The sequence below is a fragment of the Streptomyces sp. NBC_01426 genome (genome assembly GCF_036231985.1).
In the GTDB taxonomy this organism is placed as follows: domain Bacteria; phylum Actinomycetota; class Actinomycetes; order Streptomycetales; family Streptomycetaceae; genus Streptomyces.
Map to the genome: position 1 here is coordinate 5,847,837 of NZ_CP109500.1, position 25,265 is coordinate 5,873,101.

18 protein-coding genes, 3 rRNA genes and 1 pseudogene are annotated in these 25,265 nt (G+C 67.8%); 16 read left to right on the forward strand and 6 right to left on the reverse strand.

What is annotated here, in order from left to right; all coding sequences use genetic code 11:
* Nucleotides 1-77: 77 nt before the first annotated feature.
* Nucleotides 78-2,597: an ABC transporter ATP-binding protein/permease gene (locus tag OG906_RS26005; RefSeq protein WP_329446188.1), complete on the forward strand. Its 2,520-nt coding sequence runs from the start codon at nucleotides 78-80 to the stop codon at nucleotides 2,595-2,597.
* 95 nt (nucleotides 2,598-2,692) lie between these two features.
* On the opposite strand, the gene OG906_RS26010 is transcribed toward OG906_RS26005, so the two are convergent.
* Nucleotides 2,693-3,409, reverse strand: a complete 717-nt coding sequence (locus OG906_RS26010; RefSeq protein WP_329446190.1) for a transglycosylase SLT domain-containing protein — start codon at nucleotides 3,407-3,409, stop codon at nucleotides 2,693-2,695.
* Nucleotides 3,410-3,879: 470 nt separating this feature from the next.
* Between OG906_RS26010 and OG906_RS26015 the strand changes: the two genes are divergently transcribed.
* The 3 genes from OG906_RS26015 (at nucleotide 3,880) to OG906_RS26025 (ending at nucleotide 6,048) form a co-directional block, all read left to right on the forward strand.
* Nucleotides 3,880-5,037 carry a GAF domain-containing sensor histidine kinase gene (locus tag OG906_RS26015; RefSeq protein ID WP_329446192.1) on the forward strand — a complete coding sequence of 386 codons (1,158 nt, stop codon included), beginning with the start codon at nucleotides 3,880-3,882 and terminating at the stop codon, nucleotides 5,035-5,037.
* Nucleotides 5,030-5,683, forward strand: coding sequence for a response regulator (locus tag OG906_RS26020; protein WP_267803653.1), 654 nt, complete (start codon nucleotides 5,030-5,032; stop codon nucleotides 5,681-5,683). Before OG906_RS26015 ends, OG906_RS26020 begins: the two co-directional genes overlap by 8 nt.
* 119 nt (nucleotides 5,684-5,802) lie before the next feature.
* The gene (locus tag OG906_RS26025; protein WP_267803660.1) at nucleotides 5,803-6,048 is read left to right on the forward strand and encodes a chaplin; all 246 of its coding nucleotides are present in this window, start codon (nucleotides 5,803-5,805) and stop codon (nucleotides 6,046-6,048) included.
* A gap of 95 nt (nucleotides 6,049-6,143) precedes the next feature.
* Here the strand turns inward: OG906_RS26025 and OG906_RS26030 are convergent, their stop codons facing one another.
* Nucleotides 6,144-6,926 carry a hypothetical protein gene (locus tag OG906_RS26030; protein WP_329446195.1) on the reverse strand — a complete coding sequence of 261 codons (783 nt, stop codon included), beginning with the start codon at nucleotides 6,924-6,926 and terminating at the stop codon, nucleotides 6,144-6,146.
* A gap of 135 nt (nucleotides 6,927-7,061) precedes the next feature.
* Here OG906_RS26030 and OG906_RS26035 point away from each other — a divergent pair, with 135 nt between their 5' ends.
* The 4 genes from OG906_RS26035 to OG906_RS26050 all read left to right on the forward strand — a co-directional run bounded on the left by OG906_RS26035 (nucleotide 7,062) and on the right by OG906_RS26050 (nucleotide 10,371).
* Entirely contained in the window at nucleotides 7,062-7,856 is a 795-nt protein-coding gene (locus tag OG906_RS26035; protein ID WP_053678662.1) for an ABC transporter ATP-binding protein, read from the forward strand.
* Between the two features lie 176 nt (nucleotides 7,857-8,032).
* Nucleotides 8,033-8,425: an NfeD family protein gene (locus OG906_RS26040; RefSeq protein WP_329448137.1), complete on the forward strand. Its 393-nt coding sequence runs from the start codon at nucleotides 8,033-8,035 to the stop codon at nucleotides 8,423-8,425.
* Nucleotides 8,426-8,532: 107 nt separating this feature from the next.
* On the forward strand, nucleotides 8,533-9,510 hold the full coding sequence (locus OG906_RS26045; protein ID WP_329446198.1) for an SPFH domain-containing protein: 978 nt from the start codon (nucleotides 8,533-8,535) through the stop codon (nucleotides 9,508-9,510).
* A gap of 90 nt (nucleotides 9,511-9,600) precedes the next feature.
* Complete coding sequence (locus OG906_RS26050; RefSeq protein ID WP_329446200.1) at nucleotides 9,601-10,371, forward strand: sulfite exporter TauE/SafE family protein; 771 nt, start codon at nucleotides 9,601-9,603, stop codon at nucleotides 10,369-10,371.
* 49 nt (nucleotides 10,372-10,420) lie between these two features.
* Here OG906_RS26050 and OG906_RS26055 read toward each other — a convergent pair whose 3' ends face one another.
* From OG906_RS26055 to OG906_RS26065, 3 genes are all read right to left on the reverse strand, one after another.
* Entirely contained in the window at nucleotides 10,421-10,924 is a 504-nt protein-coding gene (locus OG906_RS26055) for an HNH endonuclease (RefSeq protein WP_329446202.1), read from the reverse strand.
* Nucleotides 10,925-11,073: 149 nt separating this feature from the next.
* Complete coding sequence (locus OG906_RS26060) at nucleotides 11,074-11,607, reverse strand: YbhB/YbcL family Raf kinase inhibitor-like protein (RefSeq protein WP_329446204.1); 534 nt, start codon at nucleotides 11,605-11,607, stop codon at nucleotides 11,074-11,076.
* Between the two features lie 51 nt (nucleotides 11,608-11,658).
* A complete protein-coding gene (locus tag OG906_RS26065) occupies nucleotides 11,659-12,441 on the reverse strand; it encodes a sporulation protein (RefSeq protein WP_053678672.1) in 783 nt (260 codons plus the stop codon).
* Nucleotides 12,442-12,554: 113 nt separating this feature from the next.
* On the opposite strand from OG906_RS26065, the gene OG906_RS26070 reads away from it, so the two are divergent.
* From OG906_RS26070 to OG906_RS26095, 6 genes and pseudogenes are all read left to right on the forward strand, one after another.
* Entirely contained in the window at nucleotides 12,555-13,196 is a 642-nt protein-coding gene (locus OG906_RS26070) for a DNA-3-methyladenine glycosylase (protein ID WP_329446207.1), read from the forward strand.
* Nucleotides 13,197-13,756: 560 nt separating this feature from the next.
* Nucleotides 13,757-15,281: ribosomal RNA gene (locus tag OG906_RS26075) — 16S ribosomal RNA — on the forward strand.
* Nucleotides 15,282-15,566: 285 nt separating this feature from the next.
* A 23S ribosomal RNA gene (locus OG906_RS26080) occupies nucleotides 15,567-18,690 on the forward strand.
* Between the two features lie 106 nt (nucleotides 18,691-18,796).
* Nucleotides 18,797-18,913: ribosomal RNA gene (gene rrf, locus OG906_RS26085) — 5S ribosomal RNA — on the forward strand.
* The 16S, 23S and 5S rRNA genes sit together here, the layout of an rRNA operon.
* A 168-nt stretch (nucleotides 18,914-19,081) precedes the next feature.
* Nucleotides 19,082-20,605, forward strand: a pseudogene (locus OG906_RS26090) (hypothetical protein); the annotation flags it as partial.
* A gap of 105 nt (nucleotides 20,606-20,710) precedes the next feature.
* The gene (locus OG906_RS26095) at nucleotides 20,711-21,592 is read left to right on the forward strand and encodes a tetratricopeptide repeat protein (RefSeq protein WP_329448138.1); all 882 of its coding nucleotides are present in this window, start codon (nucleotides 20,711-20,713) and stop codon (nucleotides 21,590-21,592) included.
* Between the two features lie 91 nt (nucleotides 21,593-21,683).
* Here OG906_RS26095 and OG906_RS26100 read toward each other — a convergent pair whose 3' ends face one another.
* The gene (locus OG906_RS26100; protein ID WP_329446209.1) at nucleotides 21,684-22,955 is read right to left on the reverse strand and encodes a DUF1015 domain-containing protein; all 1,272 of its coding nucleotides are present in this window, start codon (nucleotides 22,953-22,955) and stop codon (nucleotides 21,684-21,686) included.
* A gap of 122 nt (nucleotides 22,956-23,077) precedes the next feature.
* Here OG906_RS26100 and OG906_RS26105 point away from each other — a divergent pair, with 122 nt between their 5' ends.
* Nucleotides 23,078-24,121 (forward strand): HAD-IIA family hydrolase, encoded by a 1,044-nt coding sequence (locus OG906_RS26105; RefSeq protein ID WP_329446211.1) that lies wholly within the window; start codon nucleotides 23,078-23,080, stop codon nucleotides 24,119-24,121.
* Nucleotides 24,122-24,203: 82 nt separating this feature from the next.
* Nucleotides 24,204-25,250: a FecCD family ABC transporter permease gene (locus tag OG906_RS26110; protein WP_329446213.1), complete on the forward strand. Its 1,047-nt coding sequence runs from the start codon at nucleotides 24,204-24,206 to the stop codon at nucleotides 25,248-25,250.
* Nucleotides 25,251-25,265 lie beyond the last annotated feature (15 nt).

A 25,265-nucleotide genomic window follows, 5' to 3' on the forward strand; every position in this document is an offset into this window, starting at 1 on the left:
GTTCGCCATCCCTAGACTCCCTGACGTCGGACTCCCTGACGCCAGGGGGATTCTCGGGGGACTTAAGTGGGGCTGGAGTGCCGGAACTCGTACTGGAATTGAATGGAAGGACCTGGACGCTCGATCCGTCCAGGTCGTACTCGCTGGGGCGCGATCCCCAGGGAGACGTCGTGATCGATGACGCCCGCGTGTCGTGGCGACACGCCACCATCAGCTGGAACGGCCGTGGTTGGGGGATCGAGGACCACGGCAGCACCAACGGCACGTACGTGCACGGGGCCCGGGTCCAGCAGGCCGAACTCGTGCCCGGCACGCCGGTCCACCTCGGCAACGCCACCGATGGACCGCGGCTGAATCCGAGCGCCGCCGCCGCGCCGCAGCCCGTCGCCCACCAGGCCCCGGCCCACCAGGCCCCGGCCTACCAGGGCCAGGCCGCCGGGTACGAGGCGCCGGTCCGGCAGCAGCCGCAGCAGGAGGCCTGGCAGCAGCAGCCGCCGGCCCAGCCGCAGTTCCCGCAGCAGCACTCCCCGCAGCAGCAGGGCGACGTGCGCCCCGCGCAGGGGGCGGGCGCCGGCCACGGCGACCGCAGCCCGACGACGTTCCACCAGCTCTCGCTGGGCCACGTCATGCGGATCGGTCGCGCGCTGGAGAACGAACTGGTCGTCTCCGACCTCCAGGTCTCCCGCCACCACGCCGAGTTCCGCTCCATGCCCGGCGGCCGCTTCGAGATCCACGACCTCGGCAGTCACAACGGCACCTACGTCAACGGTCAGCCCCTCGCCAAGTCCGGCACGGCGGTGCTCGGCCCGAACGACATCGTGGGCGTCGGCCACTCGACGTTCCGGATCATCGGCGACCGGCTCGAAGAGTTCGTCGACACCGGTGAGGTCTCCTTCTCCGCCCGCCACCTCACGGTGACGGTCGACGGCGGCAAGCAGATCCTCAAGGACGTCACCTTCGGCGTCCCGGAGAAGTCGCTGATCGGGGTCATCGGCCCGTCCGGCTCCGGCAAGTCCACCCTCCTCAAGGCGCTGACCGGTTACCGGCCCGCCAACGAGGGCGACGTCCTCTACGACAACCGCAACCTGTACAAGCAGTTCGCGGAACTCCGCCAGCGCATCGGCCTGGTCCCGCAGGACGACATCCTGCACAAGGAACTGCGCGTCCGCACGGCCCTCAAGTACGCGGCCAAGCTCCGCTTCCCCGGCGACACCGCCGAGTCCGAGCGCGCCGCCCGCGTCGACGAGGTGCTGCGCGAGCTCAAGCTCGACATCCACAAGGACAAGAAGATCACCGCGCTCTCGGGCGGCCAGCGCAAGCGCGTGTCCGTGGCCCTGGAGCTGCTCACCAAGCCGTCGCTGATCTTCCTGGACGAGCCGACCTCCGGCCTCGACCCGGGCATGGACCGCGACGTCATGCAGCTGCTGCGCGGCCTCGCCGACGACGGCCGCACCGTCCTCGTCGTCACCCACTCGGTCGCCGAGCTGGCCATCTGCGACAAGCTGCTGGTCATGGCCCCCGGCGGCTCGGTCGCGTACTTCGGCCCGCCGGACGAGGCGCTGAACTTCTTCGGCTACACCACGTGGGCGGACGTCTTCTCCGCCTTCGAGAACTACCGCGAGTACGACTGGGCCGGCCGCTGGAAGGGCTCGCAGCACTACCAGCTGTACGCCGCCGACATCGACGCGGTCGCCCCGCAGTCGGTCGCGATGCCGCCCGCGCAGCAGATGCGCCCGCCGAAGCCGCAGGGCTGGGGCTCCCAGCTGTGGACGCTGATCCGCCGCTACGTCTCGGTGATCGCCTCCGACAAGGGCTTCATCGGCCTGATGCTGATCCTGCCCGCGGTCCTGGGCGTGGTCTCCACGGTCATCCCCGCGAAGTTCGGCCTGGCGCCCCCCGTGGCCCCGTCCCGCTTCAACGGCGACGCCGGCACGATCATGCTGATCCTGGCGGTCGGCATGTGCTTCTCCGGCGCGGCCAACTCGGTCCGTGAGCTGATCAAGGAACGGGTCATCTACGAGCGTGAGCGCGCGACCGGGCTGTCCCGGTCGGCGTACCTCATGTCGAAGGTGATCGTCCTCGGCGTCATCACGGCCATCCAGGGCGTGATCATCTGCGGGATCGGCTTCTACCCGCGCGACCTGCCCGCCGAGGGCCTGCTCATGCCGCCGGCCGTCGAGATCTGCCTGTCGGTCATCGCGCTCGGCTTCACCTCGATGATGTTCGGCCTGGTGATCTCCTCGCTGGTGAAGACCGCCGAGAAGACCATGCCGCTGCTGGTGATGTTCGCGATCGTCCAGGTCGTCTTCACCGGCATCCTCTTCCAGGTGTACGACTCCCCGGGCCTGGAGCAGTTCGCCTGGCTGATGCCGTCCCGCTGGGCCATCGCCGCCGCCGGCACCACGCTGAACCTCGGCGTGCTCATGCCGCCGTGGGACGCCGACAACCCGACCAACACCGACCCGCTCTGGGACGCCACGGTCGGCCAGTGGAGCCTGAACGTCACGGTGCTGCTGCTCCTCGGCATCGCCTGCGGCTTCGCGGTCCAGCGCCTGCTGCGCCGCCACGAGCCGGAGGTCATGCGCGCCGGCAAGTGACCGGTCCGCGCGGCCGTACGCACGAACGCCTCAGGGCGGCACCCGGAAGTCCGGGGGCCGCCCTGAGGCGCATGGGGGAACGGTGCGTCGAAGGCCTAGTAGGCGCTGTTGACGTTGTCCATGGAGCCGTAACGGTCGGCCGCGTAGTTGCAGGCGGCGACGATGTTGGCGACCGGGTCGTACTGGTCGAACTTGGTGCCCTTGACGTGGTACGCCTTGAAGGTCGGGGCGATGACCTGGAGCAGACCCTTGCTGGGAATGCCGTTCTGGGCGTTGATGTCCCAGTTGTTGATCGCCAGCGGGTTGCCGCTGGACTCGCGCATCACGTTCTTGTGGATGCCGGCGTAGGTGCCCGGGATCCCCTCGCGCTTCATGATGTGCAGCGCTTCCTTGATCCAGCCGTCCAGGTTGTTCGCGAAGACGGGGGTGCGGACCGCGGAACGGCTCGCCGCCGTCTTCGCGGCGCGCGCCTTCGCCTGCGCCGCGGCCTTGGTCTTGTTGTCGGCGTCGGCCTTGGCCTTCGCCTTCTTGGCGAGCGCGGCCTGGGTGGCCGCGTTGATGGCCTTCTGGTCGGCGATGGCCTTCTGCGTGCCGAGGTGCGCCTGCACGGTCTTCGTCTGGGCGCCGTTCACGGCCTTCGTCCACGCCACGGGGGCGGCGGAGATGGTCGTCGACTCGCTCGTGTCGGCGCCGTTGGCCGGGACGAGGGAGAAGACGAGCGCGGCGGCGCCGAAGCCGGCGATGCCTGCGAAGGAAAGCTTCTGGGCCTTGGTCAGACGACGACTGTGGCCGGGGGTGCTGGTCTCGGTCATGCGTGTGCAACCTCTTCGAATAGCGGGAGCCGCAGGAAAGCGCCGGGTGGATCCGAGATCCGCGGCGCTGTGCGACGTCGACATTCTTAGCGGTGGCAAAAACGCCTGGCAAAGGTGTGACGTACGAAGCCGCTTAGTGGATCAGGATCCCCGGCTGCGGCCCGCATTCGGGTATCGGCTCTAGGCGCAGCAGTGCTGACAGGGTCTTTATGTGTCCACTAGGCTTCTTCGTAAGTGACGTGGGTCCTATGCCCGGGCTCACATCGGCCTCGTAACGTTCTCACCCAGGGTTGCAGCAGCAATGCAATCGGTGAGGTTTATCCGCCTTGAGGACGAGAAGAGCCCCCCGGCCGTCATCCCCAAGGCAGAGAGACCCTCCGCCGCCCCCTCCCTCGGTCGTGTGCCCGAGGCCCCTGGACCTACGCCCGAGGTCCGATCCCGCAGGTCAGGTCCGCCGGTACCGTGAGGCCATGCACAAGGGACCCTGTACCGGGCTGGCCGCCGTCAGCACGGCCCTGCTGGCCATGAGCCGCCGACTGGAGGTCCAGGACGTCCTGCGCACGATCGTCGTCTCGGCCCGCGAACTCCTCGGCGCCGAGTACGCGGCCCTGGGCGTCCCGGACGACCACGGCGGCTTCGCACAGTTCGTCGTGGACGGCATCACCGAGGAACAGTGGCGTCGCATCGGCCCCCTGCCCCGCCAGCACGGCATCCTCGCCGCGATGCTCCACCAGGACGGCCCCGAGCGACTCGCCGACGTGCGCGAGGACCCGCGCTTCGGCGGCTGGCCCGCCGCCCACCCCGAGATGTCGGACTTCCTCGGCATGCCGGTCCGTGACGGCGAGGAGACCCTCGGCGCCCTCTTCCTCGCGAACAAGCGCGGCGCCACCCCCGCGGAGACGGCCGGCGACGGCCGCGGCTTCACCGACGAGGACGAGGAGCTCCTGTCCCTCCTGGCCCAGCACGCGGCGATAGCCCTCACCAACGCACGCCTCTACGAACGCAGCCGCGAGCTCACCATCGCCGAGGAGCGCTCCCGCCTCGCCCACGAACTGCACGACGCCGTGAGCCAGAAGCTGTTCTCCCTGCGGCTCACCGCCCAGGCCGCCTCCGCCCTCGTCGACCGCGACCCCGCCCGGGCCAAGGGCGAACTCCAGCAGGTCGCCGTCCTCGCCGCCGAGGCCGCCGACGAACTGCGTGCCGCCGTGACCGAGCTCCGCCCCGCCGCCCTGGACGAGGACGGGCTCGTCGCGACCCTGCGCGACCACGTCCGCGTACTGGACCGGGCCCACACCGCGCACGTCACCTTCACCTGTGACGCCGTACGGGCCCTCCCCGCGACCCAGGAGGAGGCCGTCCTGCGCGTCGCCCAGGAGGCCCTCCACAACGCCCTGCGCCACTCCGGCGCGGAGACCGTCGAGGTCACCCTGCTCCGCCGGGGCGCCGGAGCACTCCTGTCCGTACGGGACGACGGCCGCGGCTTCTCCCCTCCCACGGTCCGCAAGGCGGGCCGCCACCTCGGCCTCGTCTCCATGCGCGACCGCGCGAGCGGCGTCGGAGGCCGCCTGGAGGTGCACTCGGAGCCCGCACGGGGCACCACGATCGAGATGGAGGTCCCCGGTGGCTGACACCCGGATCCGCGTCCTGCTGGTGGACGACCACCAGGTGGTCCGGCGCGGACTGCGCACCTTCCTGGAGGTCCAGGAGGACATCGAGGTGGTCGGCGAGGCCGCCGACGGCGAGGAGGGCATCGCCCGCGCCGAGGAACTGCGGCCCGACGTGATCCTCATGGACGTCAAGATGCCCGTCACCGACGGCATCGAGGCCCTGCGCCGGCTGCGCGAGGCGGCGAACCCGGCCCGGGTGCTGATCGTCACCAGCTTCACCGAGCAGCGCACCGTGGTCCCCGCCCTGCGCGCGGGCGCGGCCGGCTACGTCTACAAGGACATCGACCCCGAAGCCCTCGCCGCCGCCATCCGCTCCGTCCACGCGGGCCACGTCCTCCTCCAGCCGGAGGTCGCGCAGGCCCTGCTGGCCCAGGAGGGCCAGGGAGCCGCGTCCAGTCGCCCCGGCTCGCTGACCGACCGGGAACGGGAGGTGCTCTCCCTCATCGCGGACGGCCGGTCCAACCGGGAGATCGCCCGCGCGCTGGTCCTGTCGGAGAAGACGGTCAAGACCCACGTATCGAACATCCTGATGAAACTGGACCTGTCCGATCGGACCCAGGCGGCGTTGTGGGCGGTCAGGCACGGAATCGTGGACGTCCGGCGTTGATCTGAGATTCATACGGTCGGGTGTATGTAGCCCACATGGCGTATCCCGAGCACGGGACGAACGTTCTTCTCCACGTGTCGGGGCGGCAGGCCGCGGCAGACGTACTGGAGGACGAGAACGTGAAGAACATCAAGAAGGCCGCAGCCGTCACCATGATCGCGGGCGGCCTGATCGCCGCCGGCGCCGGTGTCTCCTCGGCGCACGGCGGTGCGTCCGCGGAGGGCGAGGCCCTGAACTCGCCCGGCGTGGCCTCGGGGAACCAGCTCCAGATCCCCGTGCACGTCCCCGTGAACCTCGTCGGCAACTCGGTCACCGTGATCGGCCTGCTGAACGGCGCCTTCGGCAACACGGGCATCAACCACTGACGCCCTTCCCACCGGCCCCGCTTCCCCACCTCTCCCCGGGAAGCGGGGCCGAGCCACGTCCGCCCCACCGGGCCCGGCGGGGCGGACCCGGGGCGTCAGCCCCGCTCCCGCTCCTCCACGGCCGCGTTGTACGCCGCGACCAGCGCCCGCCGCGCCACCCGCTCCACCGGCCGCAGGGCCTCGGCCCGCGCCGCGATCTCCGAGGCGGCCACCGCGCCCCCGTGCCCGTTCTCGTACGCCAGCGACACCATCAGGTCCACCCGCTGCGCCAACGACAGCACCCGCACCGCCCGCGGCGGGTACCCCGGCGCCAGCACCTCCCGCCCGGCCTCCGCCCGCGCCCGGTACGCCGACAGCGCCGCCTCCGCCACCGGCCCCGACCCCGCCACGTCCAACCGGGTCAGCACCACCGTGGCCTCGCGCAACGCCTCGGCCAGTTCCCGCTCCGCCTCGCCCAGCGACGGCACGTCCGCCGGCGGGGCCTCCCGTACCGGCAGTACGTGCCACACCACCTCCACGTGCACGTCACCGGCCGGCCCGGCCTCGGTCACCTCCGGTACCAGCCCCAGCGCAGCGCCGACGGCGACGACGGCCTCCTCCGCGTCCAACGCCCGCGCGTTGAACTCGGGCGGACCGCTCAACCCCAGCGGATGCCCCGGAGCCGGCAGCGCGACCCGCAGCCCGGACACCCCCAGCGCCCGCATCCGGCCCAGCGCCAGCGTGAGCCCGACCGGCCCCGATTCCCCCGGCAGCCCCGCCACCCGGTGCACGGCGTCCTCGCCCACGATCGACAACACGGCCTCGTCGGGCGAGACCAGACCGGCCAGCAGCGCGTTCCCCCAGGCGGCCAACCGCCCTGAACGTGGTTCGAAAAGCATCCCCCCACTTTACGGATCGGTGCGGGGAACCGGCCTGGCGCCCGGAGGCCTCGCCGAGTGGCGTAGGTTTTCCCCTGGGGCTGCGCCTACCGGTGCACTGACGATCCGAAGACTGCAAGGGGTGACAACACGCTCATGAGCGATGTTCTGGAGCTGGTGGACGTATCCGTGGTCCGCGAGGGCCGGGCGCTGGTGGACCAGGTCTCCTGGTCGGTGAAGGAGGGGGAGCGCTGGGTGATCCTCGGCCCCAACGGCGCCGGGAAGACCACCCTGCTCAACGTCGCCTCCAGCTACCTCTTCCCCACCAAGGGCGAGGCCACCATCCTCGGCAGCACCCTCGGCAAGGTGAACGTCTTCGACCTGCGCCCCCGCATCGGCGTCGCCGGTATCGCGATGGCCGACAAGCTCCCCAAGCGGCAGACCGTCCTGGAGACCGTCCTCACCGCCGCCTACGGGATGACGGCGACGTGGCAGGAGGAGTACGAGGACATCGACGAGCAGCGCGCCCGCGCGTTCCTCGACCGCCTCGGCATGACGGACTACCTCGACCGGAAGTTCGGCACCCTCTCCGAGGGCGAGCGCAAGCGCACCCTGATCGCCCGCGCCCTGATGACCGACCCCGAGCTGCTGCTCCTCGACGAGCCCGCCGCCGGCCTGGACCTCGGCGGCCGGGAAGACCTCGTACGCCGTCTCGGCCGGCTCGCCCGGGACCCGCTCGCACCCTCCATGATCATGGTCACGCACCATGTCGAGGAGATCGCCCCCGGCTTCACGCACGTCCTGATGATCCGCCAGGGCAAGGTCGTCACCGCCGGTCCCATCGACCTGGAGCTGACCTCCCGCAACCTCTCGCTCTGCTTCGGCCTCCCGCTCATCGTCGAGCGCAACGAGGACGACCGCTGGGCCGCCCGCGGCCTGCCCCTGCGCTGAGACGACCCAGGCCTTGGTGTCGAACTGCCGTCAAAGCCCCGCCCCGTGCGGGGCTTTGACCGCAGGACCCGGCGCCGGACCGGGATCGGCGGGCACCGCCCGCACCCTGTCCCGACCGTGCCCCGCGGACCTACCATGACCATGTGACCGACATCGACGCATGGGTGTGGTGGCTGATGGGCGCGGTCGGACTGGGCATCCCCCTCGTCCTGACCGCGATGCCCGAGTTCGGCATGTTCGCGGTCGGCGCCGTGGCCGCCGCCATCACGGCCGCGATCGGCGGGGGAGTGGTGGCCCAGGTACTGGTCTTCGTGATCGTCTCCGTGGCCCTGATCGCCGTCGTCCGGCCCCTCGCCAACCGCCACCAACGACCCCAACACCGCACGGGAATCGACGCGTTGAAGGGCAGGAGCGCCGTCGTCCTCGAACGCGTCGACGCCGGCGGCGGCCGGATCAAGCTGGCCGGCGAGATCTGGTCCGCCCGCGCCCTCGACGCGGACGTCAGCTACGAACCCGGCCAGTCCGTGGACGTCGTGGACATCGACGGCGCAACCGCGGTCGTCATGTGACGTGATGTGACCTGATGTGAGCCAAGCAGCCGACTCGCGGCCCCGAGGTCTGCGAGACTCGCGATCAACGGGGCAGCACAGACAGCCGGAAGGGCACGGGGAACCGCATGCAACCGATCATCATCGTCCTGATCATTCTCGTGGTTCTGGTCTTCATCGCACTGGTCAAGACGATCCAGGTGATCCCGCAGGCCAGCGCCGCCATCGTCGAGCGATTCGGCCGCTACACCCGCACCCTCAACGCGGGTCTGAACATCGTCGTCCCGTTCATCGACTCGATCCGCAACCGGATCGACCTGCGTGAACAGGTCGTCCCCTTCCCGCCGCAGCCGGTCATCACCCAGGACAACCTGGTCGTCAACATCGACACCGTCATCTACTACCAGGTGACCGACGCCCGCTTCGCGACGTACGAAGTGGCCAGCTACATCCAGGCCATCGAACAACTCACCGTCACCACGCTGCGCAACATCATCGGCGGCATGGACCTCGAACGCACCCTCACCTCCCGCGAGGAGATCAACGCCGCCCTGCGCGGAGTCCTCGACGAGGCCACGGGCAAGTGGGGCATCCGCGTCAACCGCGTCGAGCTGAAGGCCATCGAGCCGCCGACCTCCATCCAGGACTCGATGGAGAAGCAGATGCGCGCCGACCGCGACAAGCGCGCCGCGATCCTCCAGGCCGAAGGTGTCCGGCAGTCCGAGATCCTGCGCGCCGAGGGCGAGAAGCAGTCCTCGATCCTGCGCGCCGAAGGTGACGCCAAGGCCGCCGCGCTGCGCGCCGAAGGCGAGGCCCAGGCCATCCGCACCGTCTTCGAGTCCATCCACGCAGGCGACGCCGACCAGAAGCTCCTCGCCTACCAGTACCTCCAGATGCTCCCGAAGATCGCCGAAGGCGACGCCAACAAGCTCTGGATCGTGCCGAGCGAGATCGGCGACGCCCTCAAGGGCCTCTCCGGCGCCATGGGCAACTTCGGCCCCATGGGCGGAGGTTCCGGCTTCAACCCGCAGAACTCCGGCAAGGAGAGCGGCAGCCCGAGCGACACCGTCCCGCCCTCCCGCCGCGAACAACCCCCCATCGACTGACGCTCCCTCCCCCTCCTGCATGATCGGACCGGCCCCTCGACCTTCATGGCGGGGAGGCGACCCACTCATGCAAAGGGGATGGCGCGGTCCATGTCCATCTGGGAATCACTCGCGGTCTTCGCCGCCGGCATCGGCGCCGGCACGATCAACACCATCGTCGGCTCCGGCACCCTCATCACCTTCCCGGTGCTGCTCGCCACCGGCCTGTCCCCGGTCACCGCCAACGTGTCCAACACGCTCGGCCTGGTGCCCGGGTCCATCAGCGGGGCCATCGGCTACCGCAAGGAGCTCCAGGGCCAACGCGCCCGCATCATGCGGCTCGGCGCCGTCTCCCTCGTCGGCGGGTTCGCGGGCGCCGTCCTGCTCCTCACCCTGCCGTCGGATTCCTTCGACACGATCGTGCCCGTCCTGATCGGGCTCGCCCTCGTGCTCGTCGTGCTCCAGCCCCGGCTCGCCGCGGCCCTGCGCAAGCGCCAGGAGGCCTCGGGAAGCGACGCCGGGCACCCCGACGGAGGCCCGGCCCTGCTCTCGGGGATGCTGCTCGCCAGCGCGTACGGAGGCTACTTCGGCGCCGCCCAGGGAGTGCTGTACATCGGACTCATGGGCCTGCTCCTCCACGAGGACCTGCAACGGATCAACGCCGTCAAGAACGTCCTCGCCGCCCTCGTCAACGGCATCGCGGCCGTCGTCTTCCTCTTCGTCGCCGAGTTCGACTGGACGGCCGTGGTCCTCATCGCCGTCGGCTCCACCATCGGCGGCCAGATCGGCGCCAAGGTCGGCCGACGCCTCCCGCCGACCGCCCTGCGCGGGATCATCGTCGTGGTCGGCATCCTCGCGATCGTCCAGCTACTGATCCGCTGAGCGACGTACCCCGGATACGTCGCCCAGCGCAGCCGGACCGTCAGCGGTACTAGGCGGAACGCTCAAGCCACTCGGGGAGGGCACCGCGACCGCCCGCCCCCAGCGCCAGCAGCATCGCGTCCGCCGGCGACGGCACGAACGGCTTCCGGAGGAGCGGCATCCCCGCCTCCTCCGGAGTCCGTGCCGCTTTGCGGTGGTTGTCCTCGGCGCACGAGGCCACCGTGTTCAACCACGTGTCCCCGCCGCCCTGCGCCCGCGGCAGTACGTGGTCCACGGTCGTCGCGCGCCGCCCGCAGTACGCGCACCGGTGTTGGTCCCGGGCCAACACACCCCTCCGTGACCAGGGAGCATGTCTTCGGAAGGGCACCCGCACGTACCTGCACAGCCTGATCACCCGGGGCATCGGAAGCTCCATGGTGGCCGCCCGCACACGCAGCTCGGGATGGGACTGTTCGACCACGGCCTTGTCCTGGAGCACCAGGACCACGGCCCGGTTCAACGTCACCGTCGACAGCGGCTCGAAGCTCGCATTCAGCACCAGCGTGTCCCGCATCTCGCCCACCTCCCGTGTGCAGGCCCGCGACCACACCGGCAGCAGAGCCCGCGACCACTCTGGCCGCGCGCGCCACGCGGGACAACGCAATAAAAATGCCCGGTCCTGACCGTCTTTAGACCAGGACCGGGCAAACAACGGGACAACGATCAGCCGGCCGGTGCCTCGTACTCACCGATCAGCTGCGCCCGGCCCAGGGTGTGGAACCGCAGATTGAAGCCGACGACCGCCGGCGAGACGTCCGCGTCCGGCCCGAGCTTCTCCTGATCCACCGCGTACACGGTGAACACGTACCGGTGCCGCTCCCCGGCCGGCGGCTGCGCACCGCCGAAGTCCCGGGTGCCGTAGTCGTTCCGTACGTGCACAGCCCCGTCCGGCAGCCCCTCGAACTTCCCGCTGCCCGCACCGGCCGGCAGCTCGGTGACCGACACCGGCAGATCGAACAGCACCCAGTGCCAGAACCCGCTGCCCGTCGGCGCGTCCGGGTCGAAGCACGTCACGGCGAAGCTCTTCGTCCCCTCCGGGAAGCCCTCCCACCGCAGGTGCGGCGAGACGTTCCCACCCGTCAGGACCTGCGCGTCCCCCAGATCCGCCCCGGGCTCCACATCCCCGCTCACCACGGAGAAGGCACGCACCTCCGGGTGGAAGGCGTGGGGAAGAGGTGCCCTGCTCTGCTCGACCACTGCTGAACCTCCTGCATCGCGTACGCGTACGTCCCCGAGCCTAGGGGGACCCTAGAGCCAGTTGCGCTGGGAACCGACCGAGGCGATCCACTGGTTCAGGTACGCCGCCCAGTCGGTGTCCTGGTAGGACTGCAGCCCCACCTGGAAGCAGCGGTAGGTGTCACTGCCCTCGGAGAACAGACCCGGCTTCTTGTCCATCTCCAGGACGACGTCCATCTCACGGCCGTCCGAGACGAAGGTCAGCTCGACCTGGTTCAGACCCCGGTACTGCGACGGCGGCAGGAACTCGATCTCCTGGTAGAAGGGCAGCGTCTGACGCGTCCCCCGGATGTGCCCGCGCTCCATGTCCGCCGAGCGGAAGGAGAAGCCGAGCTGCCGGAAGGCGTCCAGGATCGCCTGCTGCGCCGGCACCGGGTGCACGTTGATCGCGTCCAGGTCACCCGCGTCCACCGCGCGCGCGATCTCCAGCTCGGTGCTGACCCCGATGTTCATCCCGTGCAGGTGCTGACCGCCGAAGTGGGTGATCGGCGTCTCCGCCGGGATCTCCAGCCCGAACGGCACCACGTGCAGCGCGCCGGCCTGCACCTGGACGGCACCCCCGAGGCGCTGCTTGGTGAAGACGATGTCCTGCTTGTACTCCTGGTCACCGCCCTCCACCTCCACCCGCGCCTGGAGACCGACGGACAGACCCTCGATCTGCTGCTCCACGGATCCGCCCTGGATCCGGACCTCACCCTGGACGATGCCGCCCGGAACGACGTTCGGCTCGGTGATGATCGTGTCCACCGAGGCACCACCGGCACCCAGGCTCGCGAACAGCTTCCTGAACCCCATGCTCTGACTCCCCTTGACGGCTCTATCGATGTAAAAGCTCTGGTGACTACCTCTACAAACGCGGAACCTTAGGCCCCGGTTGCAGCCGCGCGCGTTCCACTACCCTCGATTGGATGAGCGCGCGCCCCGACCGTACGCCCCTGGCCCGGTCCTTCTTCGACCGCCCGGTCCTCACCGTGGCCCCCGACCTCCTCGGCCGGACCCTCGTCCGCCGGACCCCGGACGGCCCGCTGGAACTACGCATCACCGAAGTCGAGGCGTACGAGGGAGAGGCGGACCCCGGCTCGCACGCCTACCGCGGCCGCACGGCCCGCAACGCGTCGATGTTCGGGCCGCCCGGACACGCGTACGTCTACTTCATCTACGGAATGTGGTTCAGCCTCAACCTGGTGTGCGGCCCCCCGGGCCGCGCGAGCGGGGTCCTGCTGCGGGCAGGCGAGGTGACGGTGGGCGCCGAGCTCGCCCGCAAGCGTCGACACACCGCCAGGAGGGACGGAGAACTGGCCAAGGGCCCGGCCCGCCTGGCCACGGCCCTGGACGTGGACCGTTCCCTGGACGGCACCGACCTCTGCGACGGCCCCGACTCCCTGTTGTCCCTGCTCACGGGCACCCCCGCCCCACCCGACCTGGTGAGCAACGGCCCCCGCACGGGAGTCGGCGGCGCCGGCGCCGGCCATCCCTACCGTTTCTGGGTCACCGACGACCCGACGGTCAGCCCGTACCGCGCCCACGTGCCCCGCCGACGCTCGACTTGACTCGCCCTCCGGGGACGCCTAACGTAGCACGAGCCGCTTGAACGGGGTACTGCCTTCGCAGACCCCCAGAGCGGCCAAACCACTCACACGACGACTACCCCTGGCGGGGACGATTTCGGCATGCCCGAATTCGAATCCGACGGCCCGATTATGAGCCCCAAGGGAAAAGCGCTAACGTGGTGGAGCGCCGAAAGGCACAGGCCCCCAACGGCCACCGAATTCAAATCCAAACCGACTGCGACTTTCGAGAAGCAGGGCGCGGAAATGATCTGGTAGAGTTGGAAACGAAGGAAGCGCCCGGAGGAAAGCCCGAGAGGGTGAGTACAAAGGAAGCGTCCGTTCCTTGAGAACTCAACAGCGTGCCAAAAATCAACGCCAAAAGTTGATACCCCGTCCATTTCGGTGGATGAGGTTCCTTTGAAAAAGACCTGTGAGGTCGCCATCCTTCGGGATGGTGGTACTTGCAGGCGATTACACAGCGAGGACGCAGTGGTCGATCGGTCTTATTCCGACATGATCGGCCCGCTCTAAGTGCGTGTGCACCCGATTACGGGTAAACATTCATGGAGAGTTTGATCCTGGCTCAGGACGAACGCTGGCGGCGTGCTTAACACATGCAAGTCGAACGATGAAGCCCTTCGGGGTGGATTAGTGGCGAACGGGTGAGTAACACGTGGGCAATCTGCCCTTCACTCTGGGACAAGCCCTGGAAACGGGGTCTAATACCGGATAACACTCCTGCCTGCATGGGTGGGGGTTAAAAGCTCCGGCGGTGAAGGATGAGCCCGCGGCCTATCAGCTTGTTGGTGGGGTAATGGCCCACCAAGGCGACGACGGGTAGCCGGCCTGAGAGGGCGACCGGCCACACTGGGACTGAGACACGGCCCAGACTCCTACGGGAGGCAGCAGTGGGGAATATTGCACAATGGGCGAAAGCCTGATGCAGCGACGCCGCGTGAGGGATGACGGCCTTCGGGTTGTAAACCTCTTTCAGCAGGGAAGAAGCGAAAGTGACGGTACCTGCAGAAGAAGCGCCGGCTAACTACGTGCCAGCAGCCGCGGTAATACGTAGGGCGCAAGCGTTGTCCGGAATTATTGGGCGTAAAGAGCTCGTAGGCGGCTTGTCACGTCGGATGTGAAAGCCCGAGGCTTAACCTCGGGTCTGCATTCGATACGGGCTAGCTAGAGTGTGGTAGGGGAGATCGGAATTCCTGGTGTAGCGGTGAAATGCGCAGATATCAGGAGGAACACCGGTGGCGAAGGCGGATCTCTGGGCCATTACTGACGCTGAGGAGCGAAAGCGTGGGGAGCGAACAGGATTAGATACCCTGGTAGTCCACGCCGTAAACGTTGGGAACTAGGTGTTGGCGACATTCCACGTCGTCGGTGCCGCAGCTAACGCATTAAGTTCCCCGCCTGGGGAGTACGGCCGCAAGGCTAAAACTCAAAGGAATTGACGGGGGCCCGCACAAGCAGCGGAGCATGTGGCTTAATTCGACGCAACGCGAAGAACCTTACCAAGGCTTGACATATACCGGAAAGCATTAGAGATAGTGCCCCCCTTGTGGTCGGTATACAGGTGGTGCATGGCTGTCGTCAGCTCGTGTCGTGAGATGTTGGGTTAAGTCCCGCAACGAGCGCAACCCTTGTCCTGTGTTGCCAGCATGCCCTTCGGGGTGATGGGGACTCACAGGAGACCGCCGGGGTCAACTCGGAGGAAGGTGGGGACGACGTCAAGTCATCATGCCCCTTATGTCTTGGGCTGCACACGTGCTACAATGGCCGGTACAATGAGCTGCGATACCGTGAGGTGGAGCGAATCTCAAAAAGCCGGTCTCAGTTCGGATTGGGGTCTGCAACTCGACCCCATGAAGTCGGAGTTGCTAGTAATCGCAGATCAGCATTGCTGCGGTGAATACGTTCCCGGGCCTTGTACACACCGCCCGTCACGTCACGAAAGTCGGTAACACCCGAAGCCGGTGGCCCAACCCGTAAGGGAGGGAGCTGTCGAAGGTGGGACTGGCGATTGGGACGAAGTCGTAACAAGGTAGCCGTACCGGAAGGTGCGGCTGGATCACCTCCTTTCTAAGGAGCACAGTACCGATTGCAGACAAATGTTCTGCACGGTCAGCTCATGGGTGGAACGTTGATTATTTGGCACGGTCTTCCAGATGGATCACAAGTACTGCTTCGGCGTGGAAAGTGACTCACTGATGGAGGGTCGTGCCTGGCACGTTGTTGGGTATCTGAGGGTACGGCCGTAAGGTTGTATCTTCGCGATGCCGGCCCCAGTGAACTTGATCTGTATGGATCAGGGTGATGGGTGACTGGTCGTTGCTTGAGAACTACACAGTGGACGCGAGCATCTGTGGCCAAGTTTTTAAGGGCACACGGTGGATGCCTTGGCACCAGGAACCGATGAAGGACGTGAGAGGCCGCGATAGGCCCCGGGGAGCTGCCAACTGAGCTTTGATCCGGGGGTGTCCGAATGGGGAAACCCGGCAGTCGTCATGGGCTGTCACCCACTGCTGAACACATAGGCAGTGTGGAGGGAACGAGGGGAAGTGAAACATCTCAGTACCCTCAGGAAGAGAAAACAACCGTGATTCCGGGAGTAGTGGCGAGCGAAACCGGATGAGGCCAAACCGTATGCGTGTGATACCCGGCAGGGGTTGCGCATGCGGGGTTGTGGGAATTCTTTTGATCGGTCTGCCGGCCGGTCGGCGAGTCAGAAACCGTTGATGTAGTCGAAGGACATGCGAAAGGTCCGGCGTAGAGGGTAAGACCCCCGTAGACGAAACATCAGCGGCTTGCTTAAGAATCTCCCAAGTAGCACGGGGCCCGAGAAATCCCGTGTGAATCTGGCGGGACCACCCGCTAAGCCTAAATATTCCCTGGTGACCGATAGCGGATAGTACCGTGAGGGAATGGTGAAAAGTACCGCGGGAGCGGAGTGAAATAGTACCTGAAACCGTGTGCCTACAAGCCGTGGGAGCGTCGCGCATTGAGTTTACTCAATGCGTCGTGACTGCGTGCCTTTTGAAGAATGAGCCTGCGAGTTAGCGGTGTGTAGCGAGGTTAACCCGTGTGGGGAAGCCGTAGCGAAAGCGAGTCCGAATAGGGCGATTGAGTTGCACGCTCTAGACCCGAAGCGGAGTGATCTAGCCATGGGCAGGTTGAAGCGGAGGTAAGACTTCGTGGAGGACCGAACCCACCAGGGTTGAAAACCTGGGGGATGACCTGTGGTTAGGGGTGAAAGGCCAATCAAACTCCGTGATAGCTGGTTCTCCCCGAAATGCATTTAGGTGCAGCGTCGTGTGTTTCTTGCCGGAGGTAGAGCACTGGATAGGCGATGGGCCCTACCGGGTTACTGACCTTAGCCAAACTCCGAATGCCGGTAAGTGAGAGCACGGCAGTGAGACTGTGGGGGATAAGCTCCATGGTCGAGAGGGAAACAGCCCAGAGCATCGACTAAGGCCCCCAAGCGTACGCTAAGTGGGAAAGGATGTGGAGTCGCAGAGACAACCAGGAGGTTGGCTTAGAAGCAGCCACCCTTGAAAGAGTGCGTAATAGCTCACTGGTCAAGTGATTCCGCGCCGACAATGTAGCGGGGCTCAAGCGTACCGCCGAAGTCGTGTCATTCCAGCACATACCCCCAACGGGGGCTGGGATGGGTAGGGGAGCGTCGTGTGCCGGGTGAAGCAGCAGCGGAAGCTAGTTGTGGACGGTTCACGAGTGAGAATGCAGGCATGAGTAGCGATACACACGTGAGAAACGTGTGCGCCGATTGACTAAGGGTTCCTGGGTCAAGCTGATCTGCCCAGGGTAAGTCGGGACCTAAGGCGAGGCCGACAGGCGTAGTCGATGGACAACCGGTTGATATTCCGGTACCCGCTTTGAAACGCCCAATATCGAATCCTCTAATGCTAAGGCCGTGAAGCCGTTCCGGACCCTTCGGGGAAAGGAAAGTGGTGGAGCCGCCGGCCCAAGGTGGTAGTAGGTAAGCGATGGGGTGACGCAGGAAGGTAGTCCAACCCGGGCGGTGGTAGTCCCGGGGTAAGGGTGTAGGCCGAGGGGTAGGCAAATCCGTCCCTCATTAAGGCTGAGACCTGATGCCGAGCCGATTGTGGTGAAGTGGATGATCCTATGCTGTCGAGAAAAGCCTCTAGCGAGTTTCATGGCGGCCCGTACCCTAAACCGACTCAGGTGGTCAGGTAGAGAATACCGAGGCGTTCGGGTGAACTATGGTTAAGGAACTCGGCAAAATGCCCCCGTAACTTCGGGAGAAGGGGGGCCATCACCGGTGATAGCACTTGCTGCTTGAGCTGGGGGTGGCCGCAGAGACCAGCGAGAAGCGACTGTTTACTAAAAACACAGGTCCGTGCGAAGCCGTAAGGCGATGTATACGGACTGACGCCTGCCCGGTGCTGGAACGTTAAGGGGACCGGTTAGTGCGCTTTCGGGCGTGCGAAGCTGAGAACTTAAGCGCCAGTAAACGGCGGTGGTAACTATAACCATCCTAAGGTAGCGAAATTCCTTGTCGGGTAAGTTCCGACCTGCACGAATGGCGTAACGACTTCTCGACTGTCTCAACCATAGGCCCGGTGAAATTGCACTACGAGTAAAGATGCTCGTTTCGCGCAGCAGGACGGAAAGACCCCGGGACCTTTACTATAGTTTGATATTGGTGTTCGGTTCGGCTTGTGTAGGATAGGTGGGAGACTTTGAAGCAGCCACGCCAGTGGTTGTGGAGTCGCCGTTGAAATACCACTCTGGTCGTGCTGGATGTCTAACCTCGGTCCGTGATCCGGATCAGGGACAGTGTCTGATGGGTAGTTTAACTGGGGCGGTTGCCTCCCAAAGAGTAACGGAGGCGCCCAAAGGTTCCCTCAGCCTGGTTGGCAATCAGGTGTTGAGTGTAAGTGCACAAGGGAGCTTGACTGTGAGACCGACGGGTCGAGCAGGGACGAAAGTCGGGACTAGTGATCCGGCGGTGGCTTGTGGAAGCGCCGTCGCTCAACGGATAAAAGGTACCCCGGGGATAACAGGCTGATCTTCCCCAAGAGTCCATATCGACGGGATGGTTTGGCACCTCGATGTCGGCTCGTCGCATCCTGGGGCTGGAGTCGGTCCCAAGGGTTGGGCTGTTCGCCCATTAAAGCGGTACGCGAGCTGGGTTTAGAACGTCGTGAGACAGTTCGGTCCCTATCCGCTGTGCGCGTAGGAATATTGAGAAGGGCTGTCCCTAGTACGAGAGGACCGGGACGGACGAACCTCTGGTGTGCCAGTTGTCCTGCCAAGGGCATGGCTGGTTGGCTACGTTCGGGAGGGATAACCGCTGAAAGCATCTAAGCGGGAAGCCTGCTTCAAGATGAGTATTCCCACCTCCTTGAGAGGGTAAGGCTCCCAGTAGACGACTGGGTTGATAGGCCAGATGTGGAAGCCCGGTAACGGGTGGAGCTGACTGGTACTAATGGGCCGAGGGCTTGTCCTCAGTTGCTCGCGTCCACTGTGTTAGTTCTGAAGTAACGAACAGTTACTGGTTTCTAGAGCTAGAACATAACTATAAAGTGTGCTTGTTCGCTCGAAACCGATAGGGTTTCGGTGGTCATAGCGTTAGGGAAACGCCCGGTTACATTCCGAACCCGGAAGCTAAGCCTTTCAGCGCCGATGGTACTGCAGGGGGGACCCTGTGGGAGAGTAGGACGCCGCCGAACAATCTTTCAAAGGACCCTTGGTCCAGCGTTCAACGCTGGACCAAGGGTCCTTTTTGTTTTTCACCTTTTTACGCCGAAGCGCGGCCATGGGTTGGTTGCGCAAGAATGACTAGCGGTACCCCGACGACAGGAGTCACACCCATGTCCAACTCTCCCGACGATCGTCCGGAGCGCGAGCCTCGGCGCAACGACGGCGGTGACAGGGGCGGCTACCGCGGGGGCCGTGACGACCGTGGCGGTGACCGTGGTGGCTTCCGCCGCGACGACCGTGGTGGCCGTCCGACCGGCAGTGGCGGCGGTTTCCGCCGTGACGACCGCGGCGGGCGCCCCGCCGGCGGCGGTGACCGTCCCACCGGTGGTGGCGGCGGTTTCCAGCGTCGCGATGACCGTGGTGGCGACCGTCCCAGCTACCCGCGTCGCGATGACGACCGCGGCGGTCGTCCCACCGGTGGTGGCGGCGGTTTCCAGCGTCGTGACGACCGTGGTGGCGACCGTCCCAGCTACCCGCGTCGTGACGATGACCGCGGTGGTCGTCCCACCGGTGGTGGCGGCGGCTTCCAGCGCCGTGACGACCGTGGCGGGGACCGTCCCAGCTACCCCCGTCGTGACGACCGGGGTGACCGTCCCAGCGGCGGTGGCTTCCAGCGTCGTGACGACCGTGGCGGCGACCGTCCCAGCTACCCCCGTCGCGATGACGACCGCGGTGGACGCCCCACCGGTGGCGGCGACCGTCCGAGCTACCCGCGTCGTGACGACCGCGGCGACCGCCCCAGCGGCGGCGGCTTCCGTGGTGGCGACCGTCCGAGCTACCCGCGTCGTGACGATGACCGCGGTGGTCGTCCCACCGGTGGTGGCGGCGGCTTCCAGCGCCGCGACGACCGTGGCGGCGACCGTCCCAGCTACCCCCGTCGCGATGACGACCGCGGTGGCTTCCAGCGCCGTGACGACCGTGGCGACCGCCCGAGCTACCCCCGTCGCGATGACCGGGGTGACCGTCCCAGCGGCGGTGGCTTCCAGCGTCGTGACGACCGTGGCGGCGACCGTCCGAGCTACCCGCGTCGCGATGACGACCGCGGTGGTCGTCCCACCGGTGGTGGCGGCGGCTTCCAACGTCGCGACGACCGTGGCGGGGACCGTCCCAGCTACCCCCGTCGCGATGACGACCGAGGCGGACGCCCCACCGGTGGCGGCGACCGTCCCTCCTTCCGTCGTGACGACCGGGGTGACCGTCCCAGCGGCGGTGGTTTCCAGCGTCGTGACGACCGTGGTGGGGACCGTCCGAGCTACCCCCGTCGTGACGACCGGGGTGACCGTCCCAGCGGCGGTGGTTTCCAGCGTCGCGATGACCGTGGTGGGGACCGTCCGAGCTACCCCCGTCGTGACGACCGGGGTGACCGTCCCAGCGGCGGTGGTTTCCAGCGTCGCGATGACCGTGGTGGGGACCGTCCGAGCTACCCCCGTCGTGACGACCGGGGTGACCGTCCCAGCGGCGGTGGTTTCCAGCGTCGCGATGACCGTGGCGGCGACCGTCCGAGCTACCCGCGTCGTGATGACGACCGTGGCGGTCGTCCCACCGGTGGTGGCGGCGGTTTCCAGCGTCGTGACGACCGTGGCGGGGACCGTCCCAGCTACCCCCGTCGCGATGACCGCGGTGGCGATCGCGGTGGGTACCGCGGCGGTCGTGACGACCGTGGTGGCGACCGTGACTTCCGCGCCGACCGCGACCCGGTCAAGCGGCTCCCGATCGACGACGACATCACCGGTCACGAGATCGACGCCGACGTGCGTCAGGAACTCCTGAGCCTGCCCAAGGGCCTGGCGGAGGAAGTCTCCCGCAACCTCGTGATGGTGGCCCGACTGATCGACGAGGACCCCGAGCAGTCGTACGCGTACGCCCGCATCGCCCTGCGTCTGGCCTCCCGTGTCGCCGCCGTCCGCGAGGCCGCCGGCTTCGCCGCGTACGCGACGCAGAAGTACAGCGAGGCGCTCGCCGAGTTCCGTGCCGCCAAGCGCATGACCGGCTCCGTCGAGCTGTGGCCCGTCATGGCCGACTGCGAGCGCGGCCTCGGCCGCCCCGAGCGGGCGCTGGCCATGGCCGGCGAGCCCGAGGTGCAGAAGCTGGACAAGGCCGGCCAGGTCGAGATGCGTCTGGTCGCCGCCGGTGCCCGTCGGGACATGGGCGAGCTCGACGCCGCCATCGTGACCCTGCAGAGCCCGGAGCTCGCCTCCCACTCCGTGCAGCCGTGGACCCCGCGTCTGCGGTACGCCTACGCCGACGCGCTGCTGGCCGCCGGTCGTGAGGACGAGGCCCGCGAGTGGTTCGCCAAGACCATCGAGGCGGACAAGGACGGGGCGACGGACGCCTCGGACCGACTCGCCGAGCTGGACGGCGTCGAGTTCGTCGACGCCGCCGCGATGGACGACGCGGACCTCGACGACGAGATCGACGAGGAAGACGACCAGGACGACCAGGACGACGCCGAGGTGGCCGCCGCCGAGCGCGCGACCGACCAGGCCGAGTACTACGACGAGGACGACGACGAGTACGAGCCCGTCCCGGACTCCGACTCCGACGTCGACGTCACCGACGAGATCGTCGTCATCGAGGACGAAGAGGACGACGAGGACGACGAGCCGCGTGACGAGCGCGACGAGCGCGAGGACCGCGACAAGGCCTGACCGGTCTTCGTCGGCGTGATCCGACGTGAAAGGGCGGTACCCCCACCGGGGGTACCGCCCTTTCGCATGTCCGGGCGCCCCCGGGAGAACGTCAGACCAGGCTGCGCAGGACCAGGCCGGTGGCCGGCTTCGGACCGAACGAGGTCGACTTGCGGGGCATGGTGACGCCCTGGCGGGCCAGGTCCCGGACCACTTCCTCGCGTACGGGATGCAGCAGGACGGCGGTGCCGCCGTGGCGCTCGGCCATCTCCACCGTCGCGGCGGTGTCGTGGATGTACGTGATGTGCTCCGGCTCGTCGGGGACCTGCCAGAGAGTGTCGAGCAGGGCGGCGTGCAGCACGGTCGCGTCCAGCCGGCGCCAGGCCTCGGGGCGGTCGCGGCGGACGGTGCGCTCGATCAGCGCCGGATCGGGATCGGTGACCAGATGGAACCTGCCGTCCCCGGTGAGCAGGAAGGCGTTGCCGCGTTCGGCCGCGTCGGTGAGGGCCTCCAGGGCCAGCGGGAGCGGGCCGTCCACGGCACGCACGCGGAAGTGCCCCTCGACCGCGGCCAGCGCCTCGGCCGGCGGGAGCCGGCGCAGCATGCGGTGGATGGCGCGGACCTGGAGCGGATAGCGGGCGGTGTCCACGAGGAGGACCAGGCCGAAGTCCCAGGGGCTGGGGGAGCGGTGCTCCTCCTGGAGGCGCAGGTACGTCGCCCAACGGTGGTGGCCGTCGGCGATCAGCGCCTGCCGGTGGCCGAGGTCCGCGGTGACGGCGTCCAGGTCGGCGGGGTCGGTGATGGCCCACAGCCGGTGCTGGAAACCGTCCTCGGTGGTGGTGGAGAACAACGGCGTGCCGCGGACGGTCCGCTCGACGACCGCGGCCGCTCCCGCCGCGGGGTCGTCACCGCGGTAGGTCAGGAGCAGGGGTTCGAGATTCGCGGACGCGGCGCGCATCAGGCCGGCCCGGTCGGTCACCACGTGCGGCATGACGTCCTCGTGGGGCAGGACGACGCCGGCGTCGGGGGCGGACAGGGCGAGGGCGCCGATGATCCCGCGCTGGAGGACGCCCGCCCGGCGCTGCTCGTACACGTACAGGGCGGGTGTGGGATCCGCGCTGAGGACGCCCTCGGCGAGCCACTCGCGGAGGGTGCGCGCGGCCTGCTCGTTGCGGGCCGCGGGTGTCTCGGCCTGCGGCAGGATCAGGCGGACGATGTTGTGGGGGTCGGCGGATTCGAGGTAGTCGACTCCGTCGGGGCGCACGACCACGTCGTACGGCGGTGAGGTGACGGCGGCGAGACTGCCCACACGCTCCGGGACGTAGCGCAGCCCGTTGAAGGGGGTCAGCCGCAGTCCGTGCTCCGCGTTGTCTGAAGTGGTCATTGATGCATGGTAGGACGCGTCTCGCGATGCGGGATGATCGGGGGAGCGGCAGGCAGGCGCGGAACGCGGACAGCGCCGATCGAAGATCGTTCGCATGACGTTTCGGATGAGGAGCGGACACGATGAGCCGGCAGAGCAGGACCCGCCCCGAGGGCAGTGAGCGCAGTCTCCACCAGGCCTACGACACGGCCCTGTTGGACCTGGACGGGGTGGTCTACGCGGGCGGCCGGGCCATCGCGCACGCGGTGGAGTCGCTGGCCTCCGCGCGGGCCGACGGGATGCACCTGGCGTACGTGACGAACAACGCGCTGCGCACCCCGGACGCGGTCGCCGAGCACCTGGGCGAGTTGGGCATCCCGACGGAGGCGGCCGAGGTGATCACCTCCGCGCAGGCGGTGGCCCGGTTGATCGCCGAGCAGGTGGAGCCCGGGTCGAAGGTGCTCGTGATCGGTGGGGAGGGACTGCGGGTCGCGTTGGGCGAACGCGGCCTGGTGCCCGTGGACTCCGCCGACGAGGACGGGCTGGCGGCGGTCGTCCAGGGCTACGGGGGACCGGACCTGCGGTGGGAGCGGTTCGCCGAGGCCTCGTACGCGATCAATCGCGGGGTGCCCTGGTACGTGTCGAACACCGACCTGACGATTCCGAGCGCGCGCGGGATCGCGCCGGGCAACGGGGCCGCGGTGGAGGTCGTGCGGATCGCCACGGGCGCGGAGCCGCAGGTCGCGGGCAAGCCGCTGCCCCCGATGCACCGGGAGACGGTGTTGCGGACGGGCGCGAGGCGGCCGCTGGTGGTCGGGGACCGGTTGGACACCGACATCGAGGGTGCCTACAACGGGGAAGTGGACTCGCTGCTGGTGCTGACCGGGGTGACGGACGCCGCGCAGTTGCTGCGCGCCGAGCCGAAGTACCGGCCGACGTACGTGGACCGGGACCTGCGCGGGTTGCTGACGGGGCAGCCGGAGGTCGAGCCGGCCGAGGACGGGTTCCGGTGCGGCGGCTGGACGGCGCTCGTGTCGGGTGACGTCCTGGAACTGCGCGGGGAGGGCGGCGATCGGCTCGATGTCGTCGACGGCCTGCGGGCGCTGTGCGCGGCGGCGTGGACGCGGGCGGGCGACGGGTCCTGCGACCTCGACGCCGGCAAGGCGCTAGCCAGGCTGGGACTTTAGACCCTGCGGGGCCGGGCGGTCGGCGGACGAGGGGACGTTCGGCGGATCCGACCAACTGGGAGGGTAGGCTAACCTAACTTCCGTGTTGGTCGAGAGTCCCCCCGAACCGAGTGCGGCGCCCGTCGCCGCCACCCGCGCGCGCCACGGTGCTCGCGCCGTCGGTCTGCTGGTCGCCTTCGCGGTGCTGGCCGTGATCGCGGTCGCGAGCATCGCCGTGGGCGCCAAGCCGATGCCCCTGGACGAGGTCTGGCACGGGCTGTTCCACTACGCGGGGACCGCGAACGACGTGGTGGTGCGGGACCTGCGGGTTCCGCGGACCCTCCTCGGCGTGCTGGTCGGCCTCGGTCTGGGCCTGTCCGGGGCGGTGATGCAGGCGCTGACCCGCAATCCGCTGGCCGAGCCCGGCATCCTCGGCGTCAATGCGGGCGCCGCGGCCGCCGTCGTGTCCGCGATCAGCTTCCTCGGCGCCTCCTCGCTGAGCGAGTTCGTCTGGTGGGCCTTCCTGGGCGCCGCGGTCGTCTCGGTCGTCGTGTACGTGCTCGGCGGCAGCCGCAGCGCGACGCCGGTCCGCCTCGCGCTCGCGGGGACGGCGGCCAGTGCGGCCCTCGTCGGCTACATCAACGCGGTGCAGCTGATGGACAGCAAGGCGCTGGACAAGCTGCGCTTCTGGACGGTGGGTTCGCTGGCCTCGGCCAACATGGACACCGTCCGGCAGGTCGCCCCCTTCCTGCTGATCGGCGCCGTGCTGGCGCTCTCGCTGGGCCGGCCGCTCAACGCGATGGCGATGGGCGACGACACCGCGCGGGCGCTCGGTGCCCACCTGACGCGGACCCGGATCGGCGCGATGCTCGCCATCACCCTGCTGTGCGGGGCGGCGACCGCCGCCTGCGGGCCGATCGTCTTCATCGGGCTGATGATCCCGCACCTGGTACGGATGATCACCGGCCCGGACATGCGCTGGGTCCTCGCGTACTCGGCGGTGCTGTCGCCCGTGCTGCTGCTCGGCGCCGACGTGGTCGGACGGGTCGTCACCCGTCCCGCGGAACTCCAGGTCGGCATCGTCACCGCGCTCATCGGCGGCCCCGTCTTCATCCACCTGGTTCGGCGCAAGAGGATGGCCCAGCTGTGACCGTGACCACGAAGA

Bases quoted from the DNA above. Each gene is read 5' to 3' on its own strand.
- OG906_RS26010 (WP_329446190.1), bottom strand. From the start codon at position 3,409: ATGACCGAGACCAGCACCCCCGGCCACAGTCGTCGTCTGACCAAGGCC.
- OG906_RS26015 (WP_329446192.1), top strand. From the start codon at position 3,880: ATGCACAAGGGACCCTGTACCGGGCTGGCCGCCGTCAGCACGGCCCTG.
- OG906_RS26030 (WP_329446195.1), bottom strand. From the start codon at position 6,926: ATGCTTTTCGAACCACGTTCAGGGCGGTTGGCCGCCTGGGGGAACGCG.
- OG906_RS26035 (WP_053678662.1), top strand. From the start codon at position 7,062: ATGAGCGATGTTCTGGAGCTGGTGGACGTATCCGTGGTCCGCGAGGGC.
- OG906_RS26040 (WP_329448137.1), top strand. From the start codon at position 8,033: ATGGGCGCGGTCGGACTGGGCATCCCCCTCGTCCTGACCGCGATGCCC.
- OG906_RS26045 (WP_329446198.1), top strand. From the start codon at position 8,533: ATGCAACCGATCATCATCGTCCTGATCATTCTCGTGGTTCTGGTCTTC.
- OG906_RS26050 (WP_329446200.1), top strand. From the start codon at position 9,601: ATGTCCATCTGGGAATCACTCGCGGTCTTCGCCGCCGGCATCGGCGCC.
- OG906_RS26055 (WP_329446202.1), bottom strand. From the start codon at position 10,924: ATGCGGGACACGCTGGTGCTGAATGCGAGCTTCGAGCCGCTGTCGACG.
- OG906_RS26065 (WP_053678672.1), bottom strand. From the start codon at position 12,441: ATGGGGTTCAGGAAGCTGTTCGCGAGCCTGGGTGCCGGTGGTGCCTCG.
- OG906_RS26070 (WP_329446207.1), top strand. From the start codon at position 12,555: ATGAGCGCGCGCCCCGACCGTACGCCCCTGGCCCGGTCCTTCTTCGAC.
- OG906_RS26100 (WP_329446209.1), bottom strand. From the start codon at position 22,955: ATGACCACTTCAGACAACGCGGAGCACGGACTGCGGCTGACCCCCTTC.
- OG906_RS26105 (WP_329446211.1), top strand. From the start codon at position 23,078: ATGAGCCGGCAGAGCAGGACCCGCCCCGAGGGCAGTGAGCGCAGTCTC.